This is a genomic window from Micromonospora sp. LOL_025, assembly GCF_048060285.1.
Lineage (GTDB): Bacteria > Actinomycetota > Actinomycetes > Mycobacteriales > Micromonosporaceae > Micromonospora.
The window spans coordinates 78,523-96,770 of sequence record NZ_JBHMIR010000011.1; the positions used below are offsets into that span (position 1 = coordinate 78,523).

Below are 18,248 nucleotides of genomic sequence, written 5' to 3' on the forward strand. Positions count from 1 at the left end.
AACGTGCCTGTCGAGCAACGCGGCGTTCATGACGATCTGGCATCCTCCACCCGAACAGGCATTTCGCACCGGGCCTGTTTTTCATATGGTGTAAGTCCCCGGCGGCGGAGGTGGTTGTGCGCGACCCCTTGGCGGAACCTTCGGATCTCATCCGGAGTGTGTCCCGCGCGCTACGAGTGCTCGAATCGGTCGGTCGCGCCCCGAAGGGGCTCACCGTCAAGCAGATCGCGCGGCGCTGCGAGCTGACCGTGGCGACGACCTACCACCTGGTCCGCACCCTGGCTTACGAGGGCTACGTGATCCGGCGCGAGGACGGCACGTACATCGTGGGCCTGGAGGTGGCCGACCGCTACCGCGAGCTGGTGACGGCTTTCCGGGGGCCGCCGACGGTCGGGGAGAGCCTGCGCCGGGCCGCCCTGGACACCGGCTACAGCCACTACCTCGGCCGCTTCGTGGGCGGCCAGGTGGCAGTCACGGCCGTGGCCGAGGGCCCGCGCTCGCCGTACCTGGAGGACGTGGTGCCCGGGTTCGACGAGGGGGCGCACGCGACCGCGCTCGGCAAGGCGCTGCTCGCCACGCTGACCGCCGAGCAACGCTTCCGCTACCTGCGCGACTACGGCATGCGTCCGTTCACCTCCGCCACCCTGACCACCGCCGAGGCGTTCGAGGTCGACCTGGCCGCCGGCGACCGGCGGGGCATGCAGCTGGAGCTGGGCCAGTTCCGGCAGGGCGTGGCCTGCGCGGCGGTGCTGGTCAGCCCCGACAAGGACATGGAGCGCCGGGTCGTGCTGGCCTGCGCGCTGCCGGCCGGCGAGATGATGACCTCCGCCCGCGTGGTCCGGGCGAAGCTGCTCACCGTCGCCCGGACGATCGCCGACAACCTGGCCGCCGACAGCTGATCCCGCCCGCCGCCGGCCGGGCGGGCCGCTCCGGGGGACGCTTCCGTGTCCCGCCCGCCGTCCCGGCGCCGACCGCGTCGGGCCGCAACGACCGAGGGCCCTCTCCCCGGCTGGGAGAGGGCCCCGGCGGCGTCCGGCGCCGACCGCCCGAGGAGTGGTCAGCTGCCGATCGGCCCGCCGTCCAGGCGCCAGGCCACCACCACACCCGGCTTGGCGTAGTCGCCGTCCGGCCAGTTCGAGGCCGGCTTCTCGACCGAGGCGCCGCTGAGCTCGCCCGGGTGCTGCACGGCCACGAAGACCGACCGGTTGTCCCCGGTGATGAACGGGCCGCAGGCCTCCGCACCCACCGGCACGGTGAGGAACTGCTTCAGGTGGCCCCGCTCCGGCCCCTCGACGGCCGTGGCGAAGAGGCCGTCGTTGCTGCCCAGCGCGTTGCCGTCCGTGGAGATCCAGAGGTTCCCGGTGGCGTCGAACGCCACGTTGTCCGGGCAGGAGATCGGGGAGACCTTCGTCTTGTCGTACCCGGCGAAGAAGGTCGACGGGTCCGTTGGGTCACCGGCGACGATCGGCAGCGACCAGGCGAAGGTCTCGCCCGCGTTGTCGCCGTGGTCCTCGACCAGCTCCAGCACCTGACCGTGCTTGTTCAGGTTGCGCGGGTTGGCCTCGTCGGCGGCCGGCTTGCCGGCCTTGCCCCGGTCGGTGTTGTTGGTCAGCGCCACGTACACCTTGCCGGTGAGCAGGCTCGGCTCGACGTCCTCCGGGCGGTCCATCTTGGTCGCCCCGACCTTGTCGCCGGCCAGCCGGGTGAAGGTGAGCACGTCGGCGGCCGTCATCCCGTCGACGTACGAGCGGTTGCCGCTGACCAGCCTGATCCACCGGCCCCGGCCGTTGAACGCCCCGTCGGAGGGGAGCCTGCCGGAGCCGTCGATCTCGCCGGCGCTGGTCTCGTCGAGCTTGGCCACGTAGAGAGTGCCGGACTCCAGCAGCGTCAGGTTGTGCCGGCGGGCCACCCAGGAGTTGCCCTTCATGAACTTCTTGTCGGAGACGAACTTGTACAGGTAGTCGAACCGCTCGTCGTCGCCCATGTACGCGACCACGTGCCCGCTCTTCGCGACGATGACGTTCGCGCCCTCGTGCTTGAACCGGCCCAGCGCGGTGTGCTTGCGTGGGCGGCTCTCCGGGTCGTACGGGTCGATCTCCACGACCCAGCCGTGCCGGTTGGCCTCGTTGGGGTGCCTCGCCAGGTCGAACCGCTCGTCGGCGCGCTCCCACTTGCGGCTGCCGCTCGGGTAGCGGGTGGTGGTGGTGATGCCGTAGCGGGCCAGCTTCGGCTTCACCTCCTCGGCGACCGCGTCGCCGCCGACGAAGTACTGGTTGAAGTTCTCCTCGCCGGAGAGCACGGTGCCCCACGGGGTCACCCCGCCGGCGCAGTTGTTCAGCGTGCCGACGACCGTACGGCCCTTCGGGTCGGCGGCGGTCCGCAGGTGCGCCGAGCCGGCGGCCGGCCCGGTCAGCTCGAACTTCGTGGCCAGCGCCGTGACCCGCCGGTTGTACTGCCGCCGGCCCTTGGTGACCGGCCGCCACTGCCCGGTGCCGTCGACCCGCTCCAGCTCCACCACGGACATGCCGTGCGCGGCCATCGCGATCCGCAGCTGCTCGACGCTCAGCGCGTCCTGGCTGGTGAAGCCGGGGAACATCAGGTCCTCGTTGGTGTACTCGTGGTTGACCACGAGCAGCGCCCGGCGGCGCCCGTCCAGCGGCAGCACCCCGACGAAGTCGTTGTTGTAGCCGAACTGCCGGGCCTGGGCGGCGGCGGTCTGGGCGTGCACGTCGAAATCGGGGGCGCCCGGCACGACCGGGTCGCCCCAGCGCAGGACGACCGCGTGGTCGTACCCGTTGGGCACGACGAGGCTGTCGAGGGTGTTCGGCGGGACCGGCTTGAAGGTCAACGCGCCGTTGCCGACGCCGCCGGCGGGGCGGCCGAAGCCGGCCGCCTCCGGGACCACGGGGGTGGCGGGGGCGGCCGCTGCGGGGGCGGCGCCGGCGACCGCGCCGCCGAAGCCGAGGACCAGCGCGCCGACCGCGCCGGCCCGGACCACGCCGCGCCGGGACACCTCCGCGTTGACCACGTCTCCGAAGTACGCGTTGTCGGACGTGTTCGGCACCGGGTGGTCGCACGCGTTGCCGCACCGGTAGAGACAGGTCATGGCGTCGCGGCTGCCGTGGCGGGTGGCGCCCAGCAACGGGAGCAGCCGGGGACGGTCGCTCATGGAAGGAGCCTCCTGATGGGGGTCGGTGCACGCCGGACCAGCCGCTGGCGTGCGTACCCGCCGGACGCTAGGAGGGCGCGGTGAGCGAGCGTCGGCGGCGGCGTGAACCGGGCGTGAACACCTTGGCCGGGAATCCCACGGTGACCTGCGGCTGAACCGATCGGGGCGACGGCACGTATTCCCGGGCGTACGCCACTGCCGGACTCGCGCCGACAGCGAGGAGACCGCCATCAGCGACCACGACGCCCACCTGCTCCGCGCGCTGCACGACGAGCACGCCGAGGCGCTGTACGCGCACGCCCTGCGGCTGGTCAACGGCGACCGGCAGCGGGCCGAGGACCTGGTGCAGGAGACGCTGCTGCGGGCCTGGCGGCACCCGGAGTCCCTCGACCCGACGCGCGGCTCGGTCCGGTCCTGGCTCTTCACCACCGCCCGCAACCTGGCCATCGACGCCTGGCGGCGCCGCTCCGCCCGGGTCGGCGAGGTCTACACCGACGAGCTGCCCGAGCCCCCCGAGGCCGTGGACGAGGCGGAACGCGCGGTCGAGGCGTGGACCGTCGCCGAGGCGCTGAACCGGCTCAGCCCCACCCACCGTGAGGTGCTGGTCGAGTGCTTCTACCAGGGACGGTCGGTCGCAGAGGCGGCCTCCAGGCTGGGCGTACCGCCCGGCACGGTCAAGTCCCGGACCCACTACGCCCTGCGCTCACTACGGTTGGTCCTGGCCGAGATGGGGGTGACGGAATGACCCGGTGCGAGTTCGCGCACGACGACGGCGCGTACGTGCTCGGTGCGCTGGCCCCCGCCGACCGGGTGGCCTACGAGCGGCACCTCGCCGGCTGCGCCGCCTGCCGGCAGGCGGTCGCCGAGATCGCCGTCCTGCCCGGACTGCTCGGCCGGCTCGACCCGGCCGGGCTGGAGCAGTTCCTGCCGCCGCCGGAGGATCCCCGGGTGCCCGAACTGCTCGCCGCCGCGCGGGAGCGCCGTCGCCGCGAGCGGTCGGCCACCCGCCGCCGGTACGCCCTCACCGCAATCGCGGCCGCCGCGCTGGCCCTGGTCGTCGGCGTCGGCACCGCCGTCCTGCTGCCCCGGGAGGCGGCCGGCCCGACCTCGGTCGAGGTGCGGATGGTCGCCATGCAGCCGGTCGCCGGGACGGTGCCGGTGCACGCCGAGATCGCCCTCAACGGCACCGAGTGGGGCACCGAGGTGCGGATGCGCTGCGGGTACGACGCGAAGGCCGGCTACGCCAAGGCGTACACCTTCCGGCTGGTGGCGCACGGCCCGGGCGGCGCGACGGAGCAGGTCGGGTCCTGGCTCGCCGCGCCCGGTGACGACCTGCGGATCACCGGCGCGACCCGGTTCACCGACGCGGATCTGGTCCGGCTGGAGCTGCTGCGCGCCGACGGCACCCCCGTCCTCGTCTACGACGTCCGCTGACCCGCGCCGGTCAGCGGGGCGCGGCGGCGGCCTCGGCCCGGCGGGCGGCGAGGGTGGCGGCGCGGGTATGGCGGGAGTGGCGCACGGCGTCGACGGTGAAGACGATCAGCGCGGCCCAGACCAGGGCGAAGCCGGCGAGCCGGGCCGGCGGCATCGGCTCGTGGAAGATCAGCACACCGCAGCCGAGCTGGAGGATCGGGGCGAGGTACTGGATCATGCCGAGACCGGTGAGCGGAAGCCGGTTCGCCGCCCCGGCGAAGAGCAGCAGCGGGATCGCGGTCGCCGCCCCGGCCGACACCAGCAGCAGGGTGTGCCCGACCGACACCTGCCCGAACGTGCCGTCGCCGGCGGCGGTGAGCCAACCCAGGTACGCCAGCGCGGGCAGCGCCAGCACCGCCGACTCGACGAAGAGCCCCTCGGCGGCGGGCAACCCGAGCTGCTTCTTGGCCAGCCCGTACCCGGCGAAGCTGAACGCCAGGACCAGCGCCAGGTACGGCAGCCGGCCGTAGTCGACGGTCAGCACGGCCACCGCCAGCCCGCCGATGCCGAGCGCCACCCACTGCGTGGGCCGCAGCCGCTCGCGCAGCACGGTGACGCCCAGCAGCACCACCACCAGCGGGTTGATGAAGTAGCCGAGGGCCGTCTCCACCACCCGGTCGGAGTTCACGCCGTAGATGTAGGTGCCCCAGTTCACCGCGATCAGCGCGGCGGCGACGCCGATGCCGGCCAGCGCCCGGGGCCGGCGCAGCAGCGCCCGCAGGAAGCCGACGTTGCGCATCGCCGCCAGCAGCAGGGCGACGAACGCCACCGACCAGACGATGCGGTGGGCCAGGATCTCGATCGACCCCGCCGGCCGCAGCAGCCGCAGGTAGAGCGGGAAGAACCCCCAGAGCAGGTACGCGACGAAGCCGTAGAGGTAGCCGAGGCGGAGTGGCGTCACGCCTCCACCGTAAGGGCCGGGTGGCCGCCCGGTTCCTTGCCGGTGACCGGGCTCACCGGCTGGTTGCGCTGGTCGAGCTGCATCCAGCGGTGCGGATCGGTCATCGGGGCGAACCCGACCTTGGCATACACCGCGTGGGCGTCGGCGGTGGCCAGCAGGATCCGGCGTACGCCCAGGGCGGCGAGGTGGTCGCGGACCGCCCCGGCCAGCCAGGTGCCCAGCCCCCGGCCGCGCTCGCCGGGGCCGACGTAGACGTCGCAGAGCCAGGCGAAGGTGGCCCGGTCGGTGACCACCCGGGCGACGGCGACCTGGCGGCCGTCCCCCGGGCGGTAGACGCCGAACGGCACCGACCCGGCGAACGCCCGCGCCACCGTCTCCCGGTCCCGCCCGATCGCCCAGTACGCGTCCGTGCAGAGCCACTGGTGCACCAGGTCCAGGTCGATCCGGTCCGGGTCGGTGCTGAGCAGGTAGCCGTCGTCGCGGGTCACGGTGAACATGCCCGCGACGCTAACCCGGCCGCCCGGCCCGATCAGCAACCAATTCCCGCCCTCTGGTCGCGGCCCGCGCATCTGGTCGGTTCGGGTCAGTCCCGGTCCAGGGCGGCCCCGAGGATCCAGGTGACGATGCCGACGAAGAGCGCGCCGAGCACCGCCTCCGGCCAGAAGCCGTCGACGTGGAAGGGCAGCCCGGCCTGGTCGGCGATCCAGCTCGTGAGCAGGAACAGCAGCCCGTTGACCACCAGCGCGATCAACCCGAGGGTCAGCAGGTAGAAGCCGCAGCCGACGGTCTTGATGATCGGCTGGAGCACCGCGTTGACCACGCCGAAGATCACCGCGACGAGGACCAGCGTGACGACCGCCTCGCTGGCGGACGCCGAGTCCAGCGTGATGCCCGGGATGAGCAGCGTGGCCAGCCAGAAGGCGAGCGCCGTGCTGCCCAGCCGGATCAGCAGCCCTTTGAGGAAACCCATGGCCGGGATCGTGCCACGGACGGACAACGTGCGGAAGGCGCGTGACCGTCGCCTGTGCTCAGCGGCGGGACGGGCGGCCGACCAGCTGGGACTCGATCGGGGTCGGGGAGAGCAGCGCCCAGCGCAGCGCCCGGCGGTTGACCACCGCGACCATGTCGTCCCGGATCCGGGTCAGCCACTCCGCCGACCCGCCGAGCCCCAGCGCGGCGCCCGCCACGGCGGCCTCGGCCGGGTCGAGCGGTTGCAGCACGGCCAGATCGGCGCGGCCCAACGCGTCGGCGTCGGCGGGGGTCAGCTCGTCGCGCACCAGCAGCGTGGTCCGCCACGGGGACCCCGGCTCCGTCTCGCCGGGCGTGGGACCGGCGTCCACCACCACCAGCAGCGGGCGCAGCGGCGAGCCCGGCTCGCCCACCGGACGGCCCGGCGGCACCACCGGGATCATCGCGCCGGGGGTGCCGACGCCCCGGACGAACGGCTCCCACCCGCGCGGGCGGGCGGTCTGCACCACCACCCGGGCCCCGAGCGCCATCGCCCGCACCGCCACCAGCTGCGCCGCGCGTATCCCGCCGACCAGCATCACCCGGGTGCTCTCCGGCCGGAACAGCCGGACGGTCACCGCGCCGCCGTGCCGGTTCGTGCCGACCATCAGCCCCGCCTCGCCGAGGGTCAGCTCCAGGCCGTCGGGTGCCGGACCCGGACCCGCCGCGCCCGCCGCCGCGAGCGGCAGCGTGCCGGCCAACCCGTCGAGCTGCGCGCCGTCGAGCCGGTGCACCTCGCCGCCCGCCTCGGCCACCAGCCGGCGCAGCGCCTGCGCCGCGATCGAGAGCTCCGCCGGGGTGGCGGCGGCAAGTCGTACGGCCAGCTCGGTCGGCGCCGACGCGCAGTCGGCGCCGGCCCACGGCCCGACGCCGAGCGAGACGGTGGTCGCCGTCGCGGGCAGCGCGAGCAGCCGGGTCACCAGCCGCCGGCCGGCGTCGGTACGCGGGTCGGGCCAGCGGCGCAGCCGGAACGTGGTCTGGAGCAGGTCGCCCGCCCGGACCGCCTGCCAGGACTCCTGCGCGGGATGGTTGTCGTGGTGGGCCAGCTCCGCCAGCACCCGCAGCGTCGCGTGCTCGCCCAGCGGGCGGGCGGTGACGGGCCCGACCCGGCGCGCGATGCGGCGCACCGTTCCGGAGAGCGCCCGCCGCAGCTCCTCTGCCGTCCAGCCCTCGACGCGCAGCACCCGCACGGCGAGCACGGCCCGTTCCCGGCCGGCGAGCCGCCCGTCGGTCAGCTGCCGGTACGAGGTGGCGACGGCGCCGCCACCCGCGACCAGGGTCGGCGCCGGTGCGCCCGTCAGCAGGAGCTGGATCAGCACCGGGGGGCCGTCCGGCGCGGCGGCCGGCAGCAGCGTCGCCGGGACGGGCAGCGCGCGGGGAGCGTCGCCGAGCAGGTCGGCCGGGTCGCCGACCTCCAGCACGGCCACCATGCCGGCGGCGTCGTCCAGCACGGCGGCCGGCGTGCCGGCCAGCTCGGCGGGGCGCACGACCGCGCCCGGGTCGACCAGGTCCAGCAGGGCCGCCGGGCCGGCGGCCGGAGGCAGGGCCCGGCGGCGGGTGGCGTAGCCCAGGCCCGTGGTCAGCCACTCGAAGAGCCACCGCCCCCGCAGCCGCACCCAGGCCAGGGGCAGCAGCAGCGCGGCCACCCCCACGGCGGCCAACGTCAGCAGCACGCCCCGGCCGGCGGCCGCGACCACGGCGGCCACCGCCACCTGCGTGGCGACGACCTGACCGGCCCGGAGGCCGGTGCCCCTGCGTTGGGCGGCCGGGTTCCGCGACGGCGACAGGGCGGCCGGGGGTGCGGGCGCGCCGGCCACGGTGCCGATCGGGCCGACCACGGTGCCGATCGGGCGGGTCGACCCGGGCGGTGCCGGCGCGAGGGCCGCGGCGGTCGGGCCGGGATCGTGGCCCGGGGCCGGCCGGTGCGGGCCCGCGCCGGTGGTCACCGTCACCGCGCCTCCTCGACCGGTCACTCGCCGCGACATCGACGCCGCCCATCGTAAGGGGCGTGCCCGGCGGGGTGGGGGCCGCAGTCGTCCACAGGGGATGGCCACGGGGTAGCAGAAACGCGACCGGGCCGCTACCGTCAGCGACGAGTTTCGCTGACCCCCGCGCCCGCCGTGTTCGACATCCGGGCGGCGCGAGCCGACGGCCAGCCACGATCGATGAGACGAGGTGACGTCCCGGGTGTCCCAGACCCAGGCAGAAGCAGCGGTGATGCAGCAGACCGCCGCGAAGTTCGAGCAGGTCGACCAGTCCCTGCAGTCCATGCTGAGCAGCCTGATGGCCGAGTTGGAGGTGTTGCAGCAGGCCTGGCGCGGTGCCGGCGGGCGCTCGTTCGAGCAGGTCAAGCAGCAGTGGGCACAGGACCAGGCGGCGCTGCAGCGGGCGCTGCGGGAGACCGCCGGCGCCGTCCGCAGGGCCGGCCAGCAATACGACGTCTCGGACACCGAGGCCGCCAGCCGGGTGTCCACCACCAACCGCGGCGGCATCCAGCTGCCGCTCTGACCCGGTCTCGGGGGAGGAGACATCCGATGGACCACGGTGTACTGGTCGTCAACTTCGCCGCCCTGCAACAGGCGAGCGCGGACATCCAGAAGGCGCTGAACGCGCTCGACTCGCAGCTCGGGCAGCTCGAACGGGACGCCGCCCCGCTCGTGGCGAGCTGGTCCGGCGAGGCCCGCCAGGCCTACGAGCAGCGGCAGGGCCGGTGGCGTTCGGCCTCGCAGGACCTCCAGGCCATGCTGCGCGACATCAAGCTCGCGGTGGACGACTCCGCCACCGACTACCTCGACACGGAGAAGAAGAACGTCGGCCTGTTCCAGTGAGCCCCGCCCGGTGGTGGCGTCGACCGTGAGCCGGTCGGCGCCACCACCGGCCGTTCCGGGCGCCGACCAGCAGGTCGCCGAGGCGGCGGTCGGCCGGTTCGCTGTCGACCGCCGGCCGGGTCAGGCGGGGTCGGCCGGCCGCCAGCGGCGCCGGGCTCCGCGCGGCACGACGAGCGCCAGCAGCGCCGCCAGGGCCACCACCGTTCCGCTGGCCCCCGCCACCAGCAGCGCCCGGTCCCGGGCCGTCGTCCGGCGCGCCCGCTGCGCCAGCACCGCCGGTTCGGGCCGGCCGTCCGCGAGCGCGCTGGCCCGGAGCGCCCGTTCCGGCGTCCCGCCCCCGGTCTCGGTGACCGCCCGGTGCGGGTTCAGCACCCCCGCGCCGTACCCGCCACCCCGACCGTCGCCCGGGGCAGGATCGGCGGTCGCCACGATCCGCTGCGCCACCTGCGCCGCGGTCAGCTCCGGCCGGTACTGGCGCAGCAGTGCGGCGGTGGCCGTCACGAAGGGCGCCGCGTAGCTGGTGCCCTCGGCCCGGTGGTGGCCCTCGCCGGGGGCGGCCATCAGCACGTCGCTGCCCGGGGCAACCAGGTCGACGTACGAGCCGGTCTGGGAGAACGGTGCCCGTGCCCCGTCCGCCCCGATCGCGCCCACCCCGAGCACCCCGTCGTACGCGGCCGGGTAGGGCCGGGGATCACCGGCGTCGTGCAGGTTCCCGGCGGCGGCCACCACGACCACGTCCCGGTCGACCGCGTAGCCGATCGCCGCCCGCACCGCCGGGTCGTCCGCGTACAGGACGACGGAGAGGTTGAGCACGTCGGCGTCGTGGTCGACCGCCCAGCGGACGGCGCGGGCGAAGTCCCCGGCGCTGACCGTGCGCCCCGACTCCCGGCCCTCGACCACCTGCTGCTCGCTGACCCGTACCGGCAGGATCCGGGCGCCCGGGGCCAGCCCACGGAACGCCGTACCGTCGCGGGGCGCGGCGGCGATGATGCTCGCCACACCGGTGCCGTGGCCGGCGCAGTCCCGGCTGCCGTCGCCGCCCGGGTCGAGCAGGTCGGTGCCGTCGAGCACCCGGCCGGCCAACTGCGGGTGCCGCCGGTCCACCCCCGAGTCGATCACCGCCACCGTCACCCCGGCGCCGGTGGCCAGCGGTGCCAGCCGCTCCGGGGCGTACCGCTGCTGGGGCCAGGGTCGCGCGGACACCGGCCGGACCGGGGCGAGCGGCGAGGCGCAGCCGGGGGCCGCGCGGGCGACGGTCGGCGCGGATGCGGACCAGCCGGCCGGCATCGGGCCGGGGGTGGGCCCGGCGGGGCGGCCGGCGATCGTGGGGGCGGCCGGGACGGCGGTCAGCAACGCCGTCGTCAGGGCGGCGAGGAGCGGGCGCGAGGGGGACCGGGACATCGACCGCCTCCGTATCGTGTCGACTCCGGAACGGGATGTTAGCGCCTCCGGCGGCACCGGCGGACCGCCGCCGGCCAGCGATTGTGATCTTGCTTCTACCTTGTAGGTTGTACGCGATACCTATGGCCTGTTCGCGGGAGGAGGGGTGGCCGTGACCGAGTGGGAGCCGGCCACCGACGCCGAAGCGGCGATGCGGGACGCGCTGCGCGCCAGCGACCAACAGCTCTACTTCCGCGTCCTGGCCCGGAGCGAACTGCTGCTGCCGGTCTCCGCCGAGGCGCTCGCGGGGACGGCGCCGGTGGGCTGGGGCACCTGGACCACCGGCGGCCGCACCCACGTGTTGGCGTTCACCTCCGGAGCGGCGGTGCGCGCCTGTCTCGGGGAGCACGGCGGCGCCGTCCGGCGCATCTCGTACGCCGATCTGTCCGACGGCTGGCCCAACCACGAGTGGTGGCTGGCGGTGAATCCCGGGCTGCCCATCGAGGGCTACCTGCCGGCCTGGTTCGTCGCCCAGCTCTCCCGGGGCGACGTCCGGCTGCCCGGCCGCACCATGGGCGCGCGGGCCCGGCTGGAACGCGTGGAGACGGCCGCCCGGGCGCGGGCCCAGGCCGCCGGCCAGGACGCGCCGGGCGGGCCGGAGACCGGGCCGACCACCCGTGTGGCCCGGCCCGACGGCACGCTCCGGCCCGAGTCCACGGCCGCGCCGGTCACCGGCAGGATCCCCGCACCCGCCCGACCCGGCTCGGCCCACCCGCCCGTCCCGCCCACGTTCCCGGCGGAGCACCTGGACCCGCGGCGTGGCGACCCGACGGCCGGCGGACCCGACCGGTTCGACGCCGTGGCGGCCCCGGACCGGCTTCCGCCGCGTCCCGCGCCGCTCACCGAGCGCCCGAGGGGCCTGCCGACGCCCGACGCCCACCCCTCGCCGTCGATGAACGGTCGCCCGGCGGGGGAGGCCCCGGAGCGGCCGAACCGGTCGTTCTTCGAGCCGGCCTCCGGTCGCGCGGCCGCCTACCGGCAGGAGGCGTTGCGCTCGGGCGAGCGGGCGGCTCCGCCGTCCCGCCTCGCACCCGGCAGCCAGCCGTTCCCCCGCCGCCGGCCGCTCGCAGAGCCGGTACCGGAGGAGCCGACCCGCCCGATCCCGAGCGCCCCGACCGAAGCGGAACCCACCCACGCCTTCACGGCGCCGGCCGGCGAGCCGACCCGGGCCTTCGCGGTGCCCGCCGCGGAACCGACGCACGCCTTCACGGTGCCGGCCGCCGAGCCGACCCACGACTTCACGGTGCCCGGGGGCGAGGCCACGCAGGTGTTGCCGCCGCGCGGGCCCGACGAGGACGCCACCCGCGACCTCCGGCCCCCCGCCCCGGGGTCCGGGCCGCCGCCTCCGGCGTACGGCGGAGGCCGAGCGGAACCGGCCGAGGACGTCACCCAGGCGCTGCCCCGCCGGCAGCCCACCCCGGAACCGGTCGGGCCCGAGCCGGTCGCGGAGGCGGAGCCGGTGTCCGGACCGCCCGCCCCCCGGCGCGGCTTCACGCCGATCGTCATCGAGGGCACCGTCATCGAGTCGCGAGACCTCACCGGACCGCCTGCCCCCGTGCCGGCCCCGCCCGCCGAGGAGACCGTCTCGCTGTTCGAGCCGGTCCGGCGCCGCCGGGAACCGGTGACCGCCGCCACGGCCGATCCGGCACCGACCGCGCCCGCCCACCCGTCGTCGCCCGCCGACACCGTGCGGTCCGCCGCCCCGTCGTGGTCCGGCGACGCCACCGCGTCTCTGGATCCGACCGTGTCTCTGGATCCGACGGTGTCTCTCGATCGGACGCAGCCGGTCGTGTCGTCGGGGTCGGGCGATGCGACGGTGTCTCTGGATCCGACGGTGTCCCTGGACCGGACGCAGCCGGTCGTGTCGTCGGGCGACGCGACCGTGTCTCTGGATCCGACCGTGTCCCTCGATCCCGAGCCGCCTGCCGAGGCGGTGTGGCCCGGGGACGCGACCGTGTCCCTCGGATCCGGGCCGCCCGCCGGCGCGTGGTCCGGGGATCCGACGGTGCCGACCAGCGTCGCCGCGCCCGCACCGACGACGGACGGGGCCGCCCGGCAGGGGGCCGCGACCGACGCCGGCGTTCCCGGTGTCGGACCGGCTGAGGACCCCGGTCAGTCGGTCGCCGACGAGCCGGTGACCGCGCCCCTGACCGGGGCCGGAGACGGGTCGCCGGGCGCGGGTCCCGGGCCGGTCGGCTTCGAGCCGGCCAACGAGGTCGAGGAGAACCTGCTCGACGCCGCCGGCGCCGGCAGCACCGACACGTTCCTGTCCACCCTGCTGCTGGCCCGCGTGCTGTTGCCGGTCGCGGCCGACTCCGCGCCGGGCAGCCGGCCCGGCGAGCCCGGCTTCGTCTGGCGTACGGAGCAACTCGACGGCGAGACGTTCGTCGTGGTGCACACCTCGCCGGAGCGGCTCGCCGACCACACCGACGCGACGGTCGAGACCATCGAGGTGAAGTTCGTCCAGTTGATCCGCCGCTGGCCGGACGAGTCCTGGTCGTTCGCGGTCAACCCGGGCACCCCGGTCGGGGCGAAGCTGCCCGGCGAGCAGATCGTCGGGCTGGCCAACTGGGCGGCGGAGGTGGGACTCGGCGACGACACCGGGGCCGAGGCCGAGCCGGCCGCCGCCGAGGAACCGGTCAGCCGCCCCCGCTACGCCCCACCCGCACCCGACCCGGCGCGCCCGATCGTGATGCAGAAGGCGGTCGCCCCCAGCCAGCTCGCGTACTACCTGGAGCGGGGCTACGACCGGGTCTCCGGCTTCGTGCACCGGGCCGGCGAGCTGGCCCACCTCAACACCCCGGCCCAGCTGCACGACGCGCTCGGCCTGGCCTACCCGGACTCCCCCTTCGCCCGGGACGCCGGCGAGATCTACGTGCTGCGCTGGCCCGCGCACCGGCCGAGCCTCTACCGGATCCCGTACGGCGGGCAGAACGAGGCCGCCATGCGGGCCATGGAGGGCTGGGTCATCGAGCGCCCGCCGTTCCGGGGCAACGGGTTCGCGCCGGGCGAGAGCAGCGACGTGGTGGCGGAGTTCAAGGTGGACAGCGCCCGGCTGCCGCACGGCGCGCAGCTGTGGCGGATCGGCGCGGACGGCACCGAACGGGTGGTCGCCATCCTCGACACGGACGCGCTGCGGTGGCGACAGGTCGGTGAGCAGTGACGCGCGACGGTTACGTGGTCCGCTGGCAGGGCCGGGAATACCAGGCGAGCCCGGACGGCGACGACGTCCGGCTCTACCAGCCGGAGCCGGGCGAGGGTTTCGAGGAGATCCGCCCCGGCCGGTACGTTCGGGTGCTGCCGGCCACCGAGATCGACGACCTGGCGTACGTGCGGACCGTCTGCACCTGGCAGGGGCAGCCGTTCATCGTCCTCGGCGAGCACGACGGCTGGCTACGGGTGGAGTACACGGGCGGACGCTGGCCGGTGGCCCGGGCGATGGGGCTGGAGGTCTTCGACTTCGGCGTCTACCAGGGCTGGGCGCCCGCCGCCGAGGTCGCCGACCTGCGCGAGCAGCGGGTCTGAGTCAGGACTTCGCCCAGCGCAGGACCTCGCCCAGCACCAGGTCGCCGGCCTCCACGTGCGGGAAGTGCCCGACGCCGTCCAGGAGCCGCCACTCGTAGGGCGCCACCACGTACCGGCCGGAGCCCTGGGCGGTACGCGGCAGGGAGGCCTCGTCCAGCGCGCCGTGCAGCTGGAGGGTCGGCGTGATGAGCGGCTTCTGCATCAGCCGGACGAAGCGGTAACCGTGCAGCCGGAGCACCGAGCGGAACGCCCAGCGGTAGCCCTCCAGGGCGCAGAACGCCGCCTGCGGGATGCGCATGGCCTCCCGGCACCGCTGGGCGTACGCCTCGAAGCCCGGTCCGTCGACCCAGCGCGGCCCACCCCAGCGGCGCAGCATCTCCTCCACGGCCGCCGCGTCGTCGCGGGTCAGGACGTGCTCGTAGCGGGGGAGCTGGAACTTGAGGGTGGGCGTGGCGGCGGCGAACTGCCCGCGCGGGTCGGCGAAGATGGCGGCGCGGAGCCGGAGCGGGTGGGGGGCGCCGAGCACCACCAGCCGGCGGACCAGGGACGGGTGGAACGAGGCCACCGTCCACGCGATCATGCCGCCGACGCCCGTGCCCACCACCGTGGCGGAGCGCTCGCCGAGGGCCCGGATCAGCCCGGCGACGTCGGCCGCGAGGGTGTAGCCGTCGTACCCCCGGGGCGGCTTGTCGCTGGCGCCGTAGCCGCGCAGGTCGACCGCCACGGCCCGGAAGCCGGCGTCGGCGATCGCCGGCAGCATCTCGTGCCAGGCCCACCAGTGCTCGGGGAAGCCGTGCAGGAAGAGCACCATCGGTCCGGTGCCGGCCTCCACCACGTGGAAGCGGCTGCCGTTGGCGCCGACGAACCGGTGCGTCCACGGCCCCTCGGTGAGGACGCAGGATTCGTCGACGGGTCCGCCGCGCTGCTCGGTCATGGCAGACAGCCTAGGACCCCGACGCTGGTCGCCCCCGACGCCGACCCACGGCGTGGTCGGGATCGCTCGACGGGGCGCCCCGACCCGGTCGGCGGCGGTGAGGCCGCCGGGCCGCCGTGGCGGTGAGACGGCCGGGCTGCCGTCCCACCGGGCTGCCGGGCCGCCGGGCCGGTGGTCGATGGGTCGGTGGGTCGGTGGGTCGGTGGAAAAGGGCGATGCCCGGGCAGGTGACCTGCCCGGGCATCGCGTGGTGCGGGTGGTGCGTGATCAGTGGATCAGGAGATACGGATCTTGGTGTAGACGCCGTCCTTCTCCAGGACCTTGATCTTGGTGCCGGTGGCCGGGAGCTTGACGCCGTGGTTCGGCAGCTCCGGGAACCAGTACTGCTGGGTGTCGTCGAACAGCGGCTGCGCGGCCTGGCCACGGATGTACTGCGGCTGGCTGTTGAGGTGCAGCGTGAACGAGTCGGCCTTCTTCAGGCTGAACGGCGCGTCGTAGACCTGGACGCGGGCCCGCCAGGGCTGGCCGGTCAGGTTGTAGATCGGCCGCGGGTGCGCGTCGATGATCAGGTTGCGACCCTCACCCGGGTGCACGAACGTGTCGTTGTCCGCCCACCGGGTGTTCCAGTAGGAGATCAGCAGACCCTCCTGGTACGCGTAGTGGTCCACGTAGTCCGGGCGGGTGTTCGAGTAGCCGAAGAAGTACGGGCCGGTCTTCAGGTACTTGTCGTACGAGATGTACTGCCGGGTGCCCGCGATGTAGTAGTTGTCGTACGCCTTGGTGTAGCTCTTCTCGGCGGTCTCGAAGCCACCGGCGAGCGTCCAGCCCGCGGCGCCGGTCTCGGCGCCGTCGGAGAGGACGGTCTGGCCGTCGGCCGTCACGGTGATCGCGTCACCGTAGAAGCCACCCTCGGAGACGCCGCCGTCGGTCTGGTAGCGCAGCCGGAACTGCGCGACCTTGCCCGCCGCCACGTCCATGGGGATGTTGACGTCGACCCACTCGCCGCCGCTGCTGCCGTCCAGCGCGTAGCGACCGGCCGAGATCTCCTTCAGCGGCTGGCCGTTGGCCGTGCCGGGCAGGGTCACCCAGGACTGGCCGCCGTCCAGCGACGCCTCGAAGAACAGGTAGTCGTAGTCGGCCTCGATGTTGTAGCGGCCCTTCATCGACAGGGACGCCGACGACTTCCCGGTGAAGTCCAGGGTCCGGGTCATCGTGCTGTTGAGGTCGTCCGCGTTGCCGGAGAAGAACTGCTTGGTGCCCTCGAAGGGCGCGCCGTGCTCGAACGTGTAGTCACGCTTCGGGAGCACCACGACGACGGCCTGCGCCTCGTCGCTGTTGTACTCCTGCGGGCCGAGGGTCATGGTCCGCTTCTGCCCCGCGACGACCACCTCGTAGTCGAGCCAGCCGAGCTGGAGCTTGTTCCACGCGCCGAGGTCGCCGCCACGGTCGCCGATGCCGGCGTCGTTCTTGGCGCCGAGCCGGCTCTGGGCCATCAGGGTCCAGTGCTCGTTGTTGTTGTCCCCACCACTGGTGACGTTGTAGTCGTCCGGCAGACCGAGGTCGTGGCCGTACTCGTGGTAGAAGACGCTCCGGCCACCGTTCTCCGGCTGGATGGTGTAGTCGCCGATCCAGATGCCCGTGTTGCCGATCTGGGTGCCGCCGGCCGGGTTGGCGACCGGGCCGGTCGAGCCCTGGTCGGACGCGAAGGCGTACCAGCGGTGGCTCCAGATGGCGTCCTCGCCCTGGTGCGGGTCACCGTCGGCCTCGTCGCCACCGGAGTGGACGATCTGGAAGTGGTCGATGTAGCCGTCCGGCTCGTTGAAGTTGGCGTCGCTGTCGTGGTCGTACCGGTCCCACTGGTCCATCGCCGACAGGTCGGCGGCGATCTGGGCGTCGGTGCGGCCGGCGGCCTTCTGGTCGGCGACCCACTGGTTGGCGGCGTCGCGGACCAGCGCCCAGGTGTTGGTGCAGACGTTCGAGGCGCACGGGTAGCCGCCGGAGCGGCCGTAGCGGGCCTCGTTGTACTTCACCTTCACCCAGTCGGTGACCTTGCCGTCGACGCTGTAGCGACCCGAGGACTGGGCCTCGTAGTACTGCTTCACCGACTCGTCACCGGGGTTGGTGCCGAAGTAGAGCTTGCGGTAGTAGTCGGCGTTGTAGTCCGCCTGCCACACCGTGGAGTTGTCCACCGCCCGGTTGGGCTGCGGGATCTCGTTGTGCAGCGGCCCGTCGAACCGGGTCGGACCCGCGGTGTCCGGGTCGGTGTCCTGGTCCGGGTAGCTCGGGTGCCGCTCGTTGCCGAACTCGGCGAGGATGACGAAGATCCGGTCCGTCTTCTCCCGGGAGAGCTCGACGTACTGGTCCTCCGTCTGGGTGGCGGCGTTGGCCCGGGTCGAGCGGGCGGCAGCCCCCTCGGCCTGGGTCTTGCCGACCTTGACGACCGTGCTGCCGTTGACCTTCTGCGGCTTGGCCCGGCCGGAGAGGACGTCGCTCAGGCCCTCCTGGCGCAGGGCGCGACGCTTGTCCTCCAGCGGGTTCGGCAGGTCGTGGTCGACATGGGCTGGCTCGGCGACCGACGGAGCGGCCGTCGGCAACTTCGGCTGCGGCGCGGCGGTGGCGGACGAACCGAACGCCAGTCCCGTCGCCGTCAGCGAAAGCCCGAGCAGACCCACTGCGACTTTGCGCACGTGGTACCTCCGGTGTGAGGGAACCGGCCCAACGGGGGTTCGGGCCGGTGCTACCGGTCCCACTAGTGGGACCAATGGTGAACATAGACACTCGTGTGACCGGTGGGAAGATGCGTGCGTCGATTTGTTGCAAACTTTTGTTGGGAATGCTTTTCACCGTCACATCCCGGCCGTTCATCCACGGCGTGAGCAGCGCGAACGGTCACCCCGGAGAAGAAAGAGACAGTTCTCGATAGGCGTGATCGCGTACGCGAAAAGTGGGGCCGGTGACGTCACCGCCACC

At 74.2% G+C, this 18,248-nt stretch carries 15 protein-coding genes; 7 read left to right on the top strand and 8 right to left on the bottom strand.

Translation table 11 applies throughout. From position 1 onward, the window contains the following. The first annotated feature begins 116 nt into the window (after positions 1–116). On the top strand, positions 117–899 hold the full coding sequence (locus tag ACFHW0_RS16475) for an IclR family transcriptional regulator (RefSeq protein WP_416608573.1): 783 nt from the start codon (positions 117–119) through the stop codon (positions 897–899). Between the two features lie 158 nt (positions 900–1,057). On the opposite strand, the gene ACFHW0_RS16480 is transcribed toward ACFHW0_RS16475, so the two are convergent. Beyond that, on the bottom strand, positions 1,058–3,169 hold the full coding sequence (locus tag ACFHW0_RS16480) for a PhoX family protein (protein ID WP_416608575.1): 2,112 nt from the start codon (positions 3,167–3,169) through the stop codon (positions 1,058–1,060). Positions 3,170–3,419: 250 nt separating this feature from the next. On the opposite strand from ACFHW0_RS16480, the gene ACFHW0_RS16485 reads away from it, so the two are divergent. After that, positions 3,420–3,914, top strand: coding sequence for a sigma-70 family RNA polymerase sigma factor (locus ACFHW0_RS16485; protein ID WP_416608755.1), 495 nt, complete (start codon positions 3,420–3,422; stop codon positions 3,912–3,914). Continuing rightward, positions 3,911–4,603 (top strand): anti-sigma factor family protein, encoded by a 693-nt coding sequence (locus ACFHW0_RS16490; RefSeq protein WP_416608577.1) that lies wholly within the window; start codon positions 3,911–3,913, stop codon positions 4,601–4,603. Before ACFHW0_RS16485 ends, ACFHW0_RS16490 begins: the two co-directional genes overlap by 4 nt. Positions 4,604–4,613: 10 nt before the next feature. On the opposite strand, the gene rarD is transcribed toward ACFHW0_RS16490, so the two are convergent. The 4 genes from rarD to eccE form a co-directional block, all read right to left on the bottom strand. Further along, entirely contained in the window at positions 4,614–5,543 is a 930-nt protein-coding gene (gene rarD, locus ACFHW0_RS16495; protein ID WP_416608579.1) for an EamA family transporter RarD, read from the bottom strand. Continuing rightward, on the bottom strand, positions 5,540–6,040 hold the full coding sequence (locus tag ACFHW0_RS16500) for a GNAT family N-acetyltransferase (RefSeq protein ID WP_416608581.1): 501 nt from the start codon (positions 6,038–6,040) through the stop codon (positions 5,540–5,542). The genes rarD and ACFHW0_RS16500 overlap by 4 nt, the downstream gene beginning before the upstream one ends. An 86-nt stretch (positions 6,041–6,126) precedes the next feature. Further along, entirely contained in the window at positions 6,127–6,513 is a 387-nt protein-coding gene (locus tag ACFHW0_RS16505) for a phage holin family protein (RefSeq protein WP_416608583.1), read from the bottom strand. A 58-nt stretch (positions 6,514–6,571) separates the two neighbouring features. Continuing rightward, the gene (eccE, locus tag ACFHW0_RS16510) at positions 6,572–8,503 is read right to left on the bottom strand and encodes a type VII secretion protein EccE (RefSeq protein WP_416608585.1); all 1,932 of its coding nucleotides are present in this window, start codon (positions 8,501–8,503) and stop codon (positions 6,572–6,574) included. Between the two features lie 235 nt (positions 8,504–8,738). Between eccE and ACFHW0_RS16515 the strand changes: the two genes are divergently transcribed. Both ACFHW0_RS16515 and ACFHW0_RS16520 read left to right on the top strand, forming a co-directional pair. Further along, positions 8,739–9,059, top strand: a complete 321-nt coding sequence (locus ACFHW0_RS16515; protein WP_121399122.1) for a WXG100 family type VII secretion target — start codon at positions 8,739–8,741, stop codon at positions 9,057–9,059. A 26-nt stretch (positions 9,060–9,085) separates the two neighbouring features. After that, positions 9,086–9,379: a WXG100 family type VII secretion target gene (locus ACFHW0_RS16520; RefSeq protein WP_121397065.1), complete on the top strand. Its 294-nt coding sequence runs from the start codon at positions 9,086–9,088 to the stop codon at positions 9,377–9,379. 120 nt (positions 9,380–9,499) lie between these two features. Here ACFHW0_RS16520 and mycP read toward each other — a convergent pair whose 3' ends face one another. After that, a complete protein-coding gene (gene mycP / locus ACFHW0_RS16525; RefSeq protein WP_416608588.1) occupies positions 9,500–10,780 on the bottom strand; it encodes a type VII secretion-associated serine protease mycosin in 1,281 nt (426 codons plus the stop codon). A gap of 151 nt (positions 10,781–10,931) precedes the next feature. On the opposite strand from mycP, the gene ACFHW0_RS16530 reads away from it, so the two are divergent. After that, positions 10,932–13,982, top strand: a complete 3,051-nt coding sequence (locus tag ACFHW0_RS16530; RefSeq protein ID WP_416608590.1) for an SseB family protein — start codon at positions 10,932–10,934, stop codon at positions 13,980–13,982. Next, complete coding sequence (locus ACFHW0_RS16535) at positions 13,979–14,344, top strand: hypothetical protein (protein ID WP_416608592.1); 366 nt, start codon at positions 13,979–13,981, stop codon at positions 14,342–14,344. Before ACFHW0_RS16530 ends, ACFHW0_RS16535 begins: the two co-directional genes overlap by 4 nt. A 1-nt stretch (position 14,345) precedes the next feature. Here ACFHW0_RS16535 and ACFHW0_RS16540 read toward each other — a convergent pair whose 3' ends face one another. Further along, on the bottom strand, positions 14,346–15,278 hold the full coding sequence (locus ACFHW0_RS16540; RefSeq protein WP_334606450.1) for an alpha/beta hydrolase: 933 nt from the start codon (positions 15,276–15,278) through the stop codon (positions 14,346–14,348). A gap of 275 nt (positions 15,279–15,553) precedes the next feature. Then, positions 15,554–17,950, bottom strand: coding sequence for an immune inhibitor A domain-containing protein (locus ACFHW0_RS16545; RefSeq protein WP_416608757.1), 2,397 nt, complete (start codon positions 17,948–17,950; stop codon positions 15,554–15,556). Between the last annotated feature and the right edge of the window lie 298 nt (positions 17,951–18,248).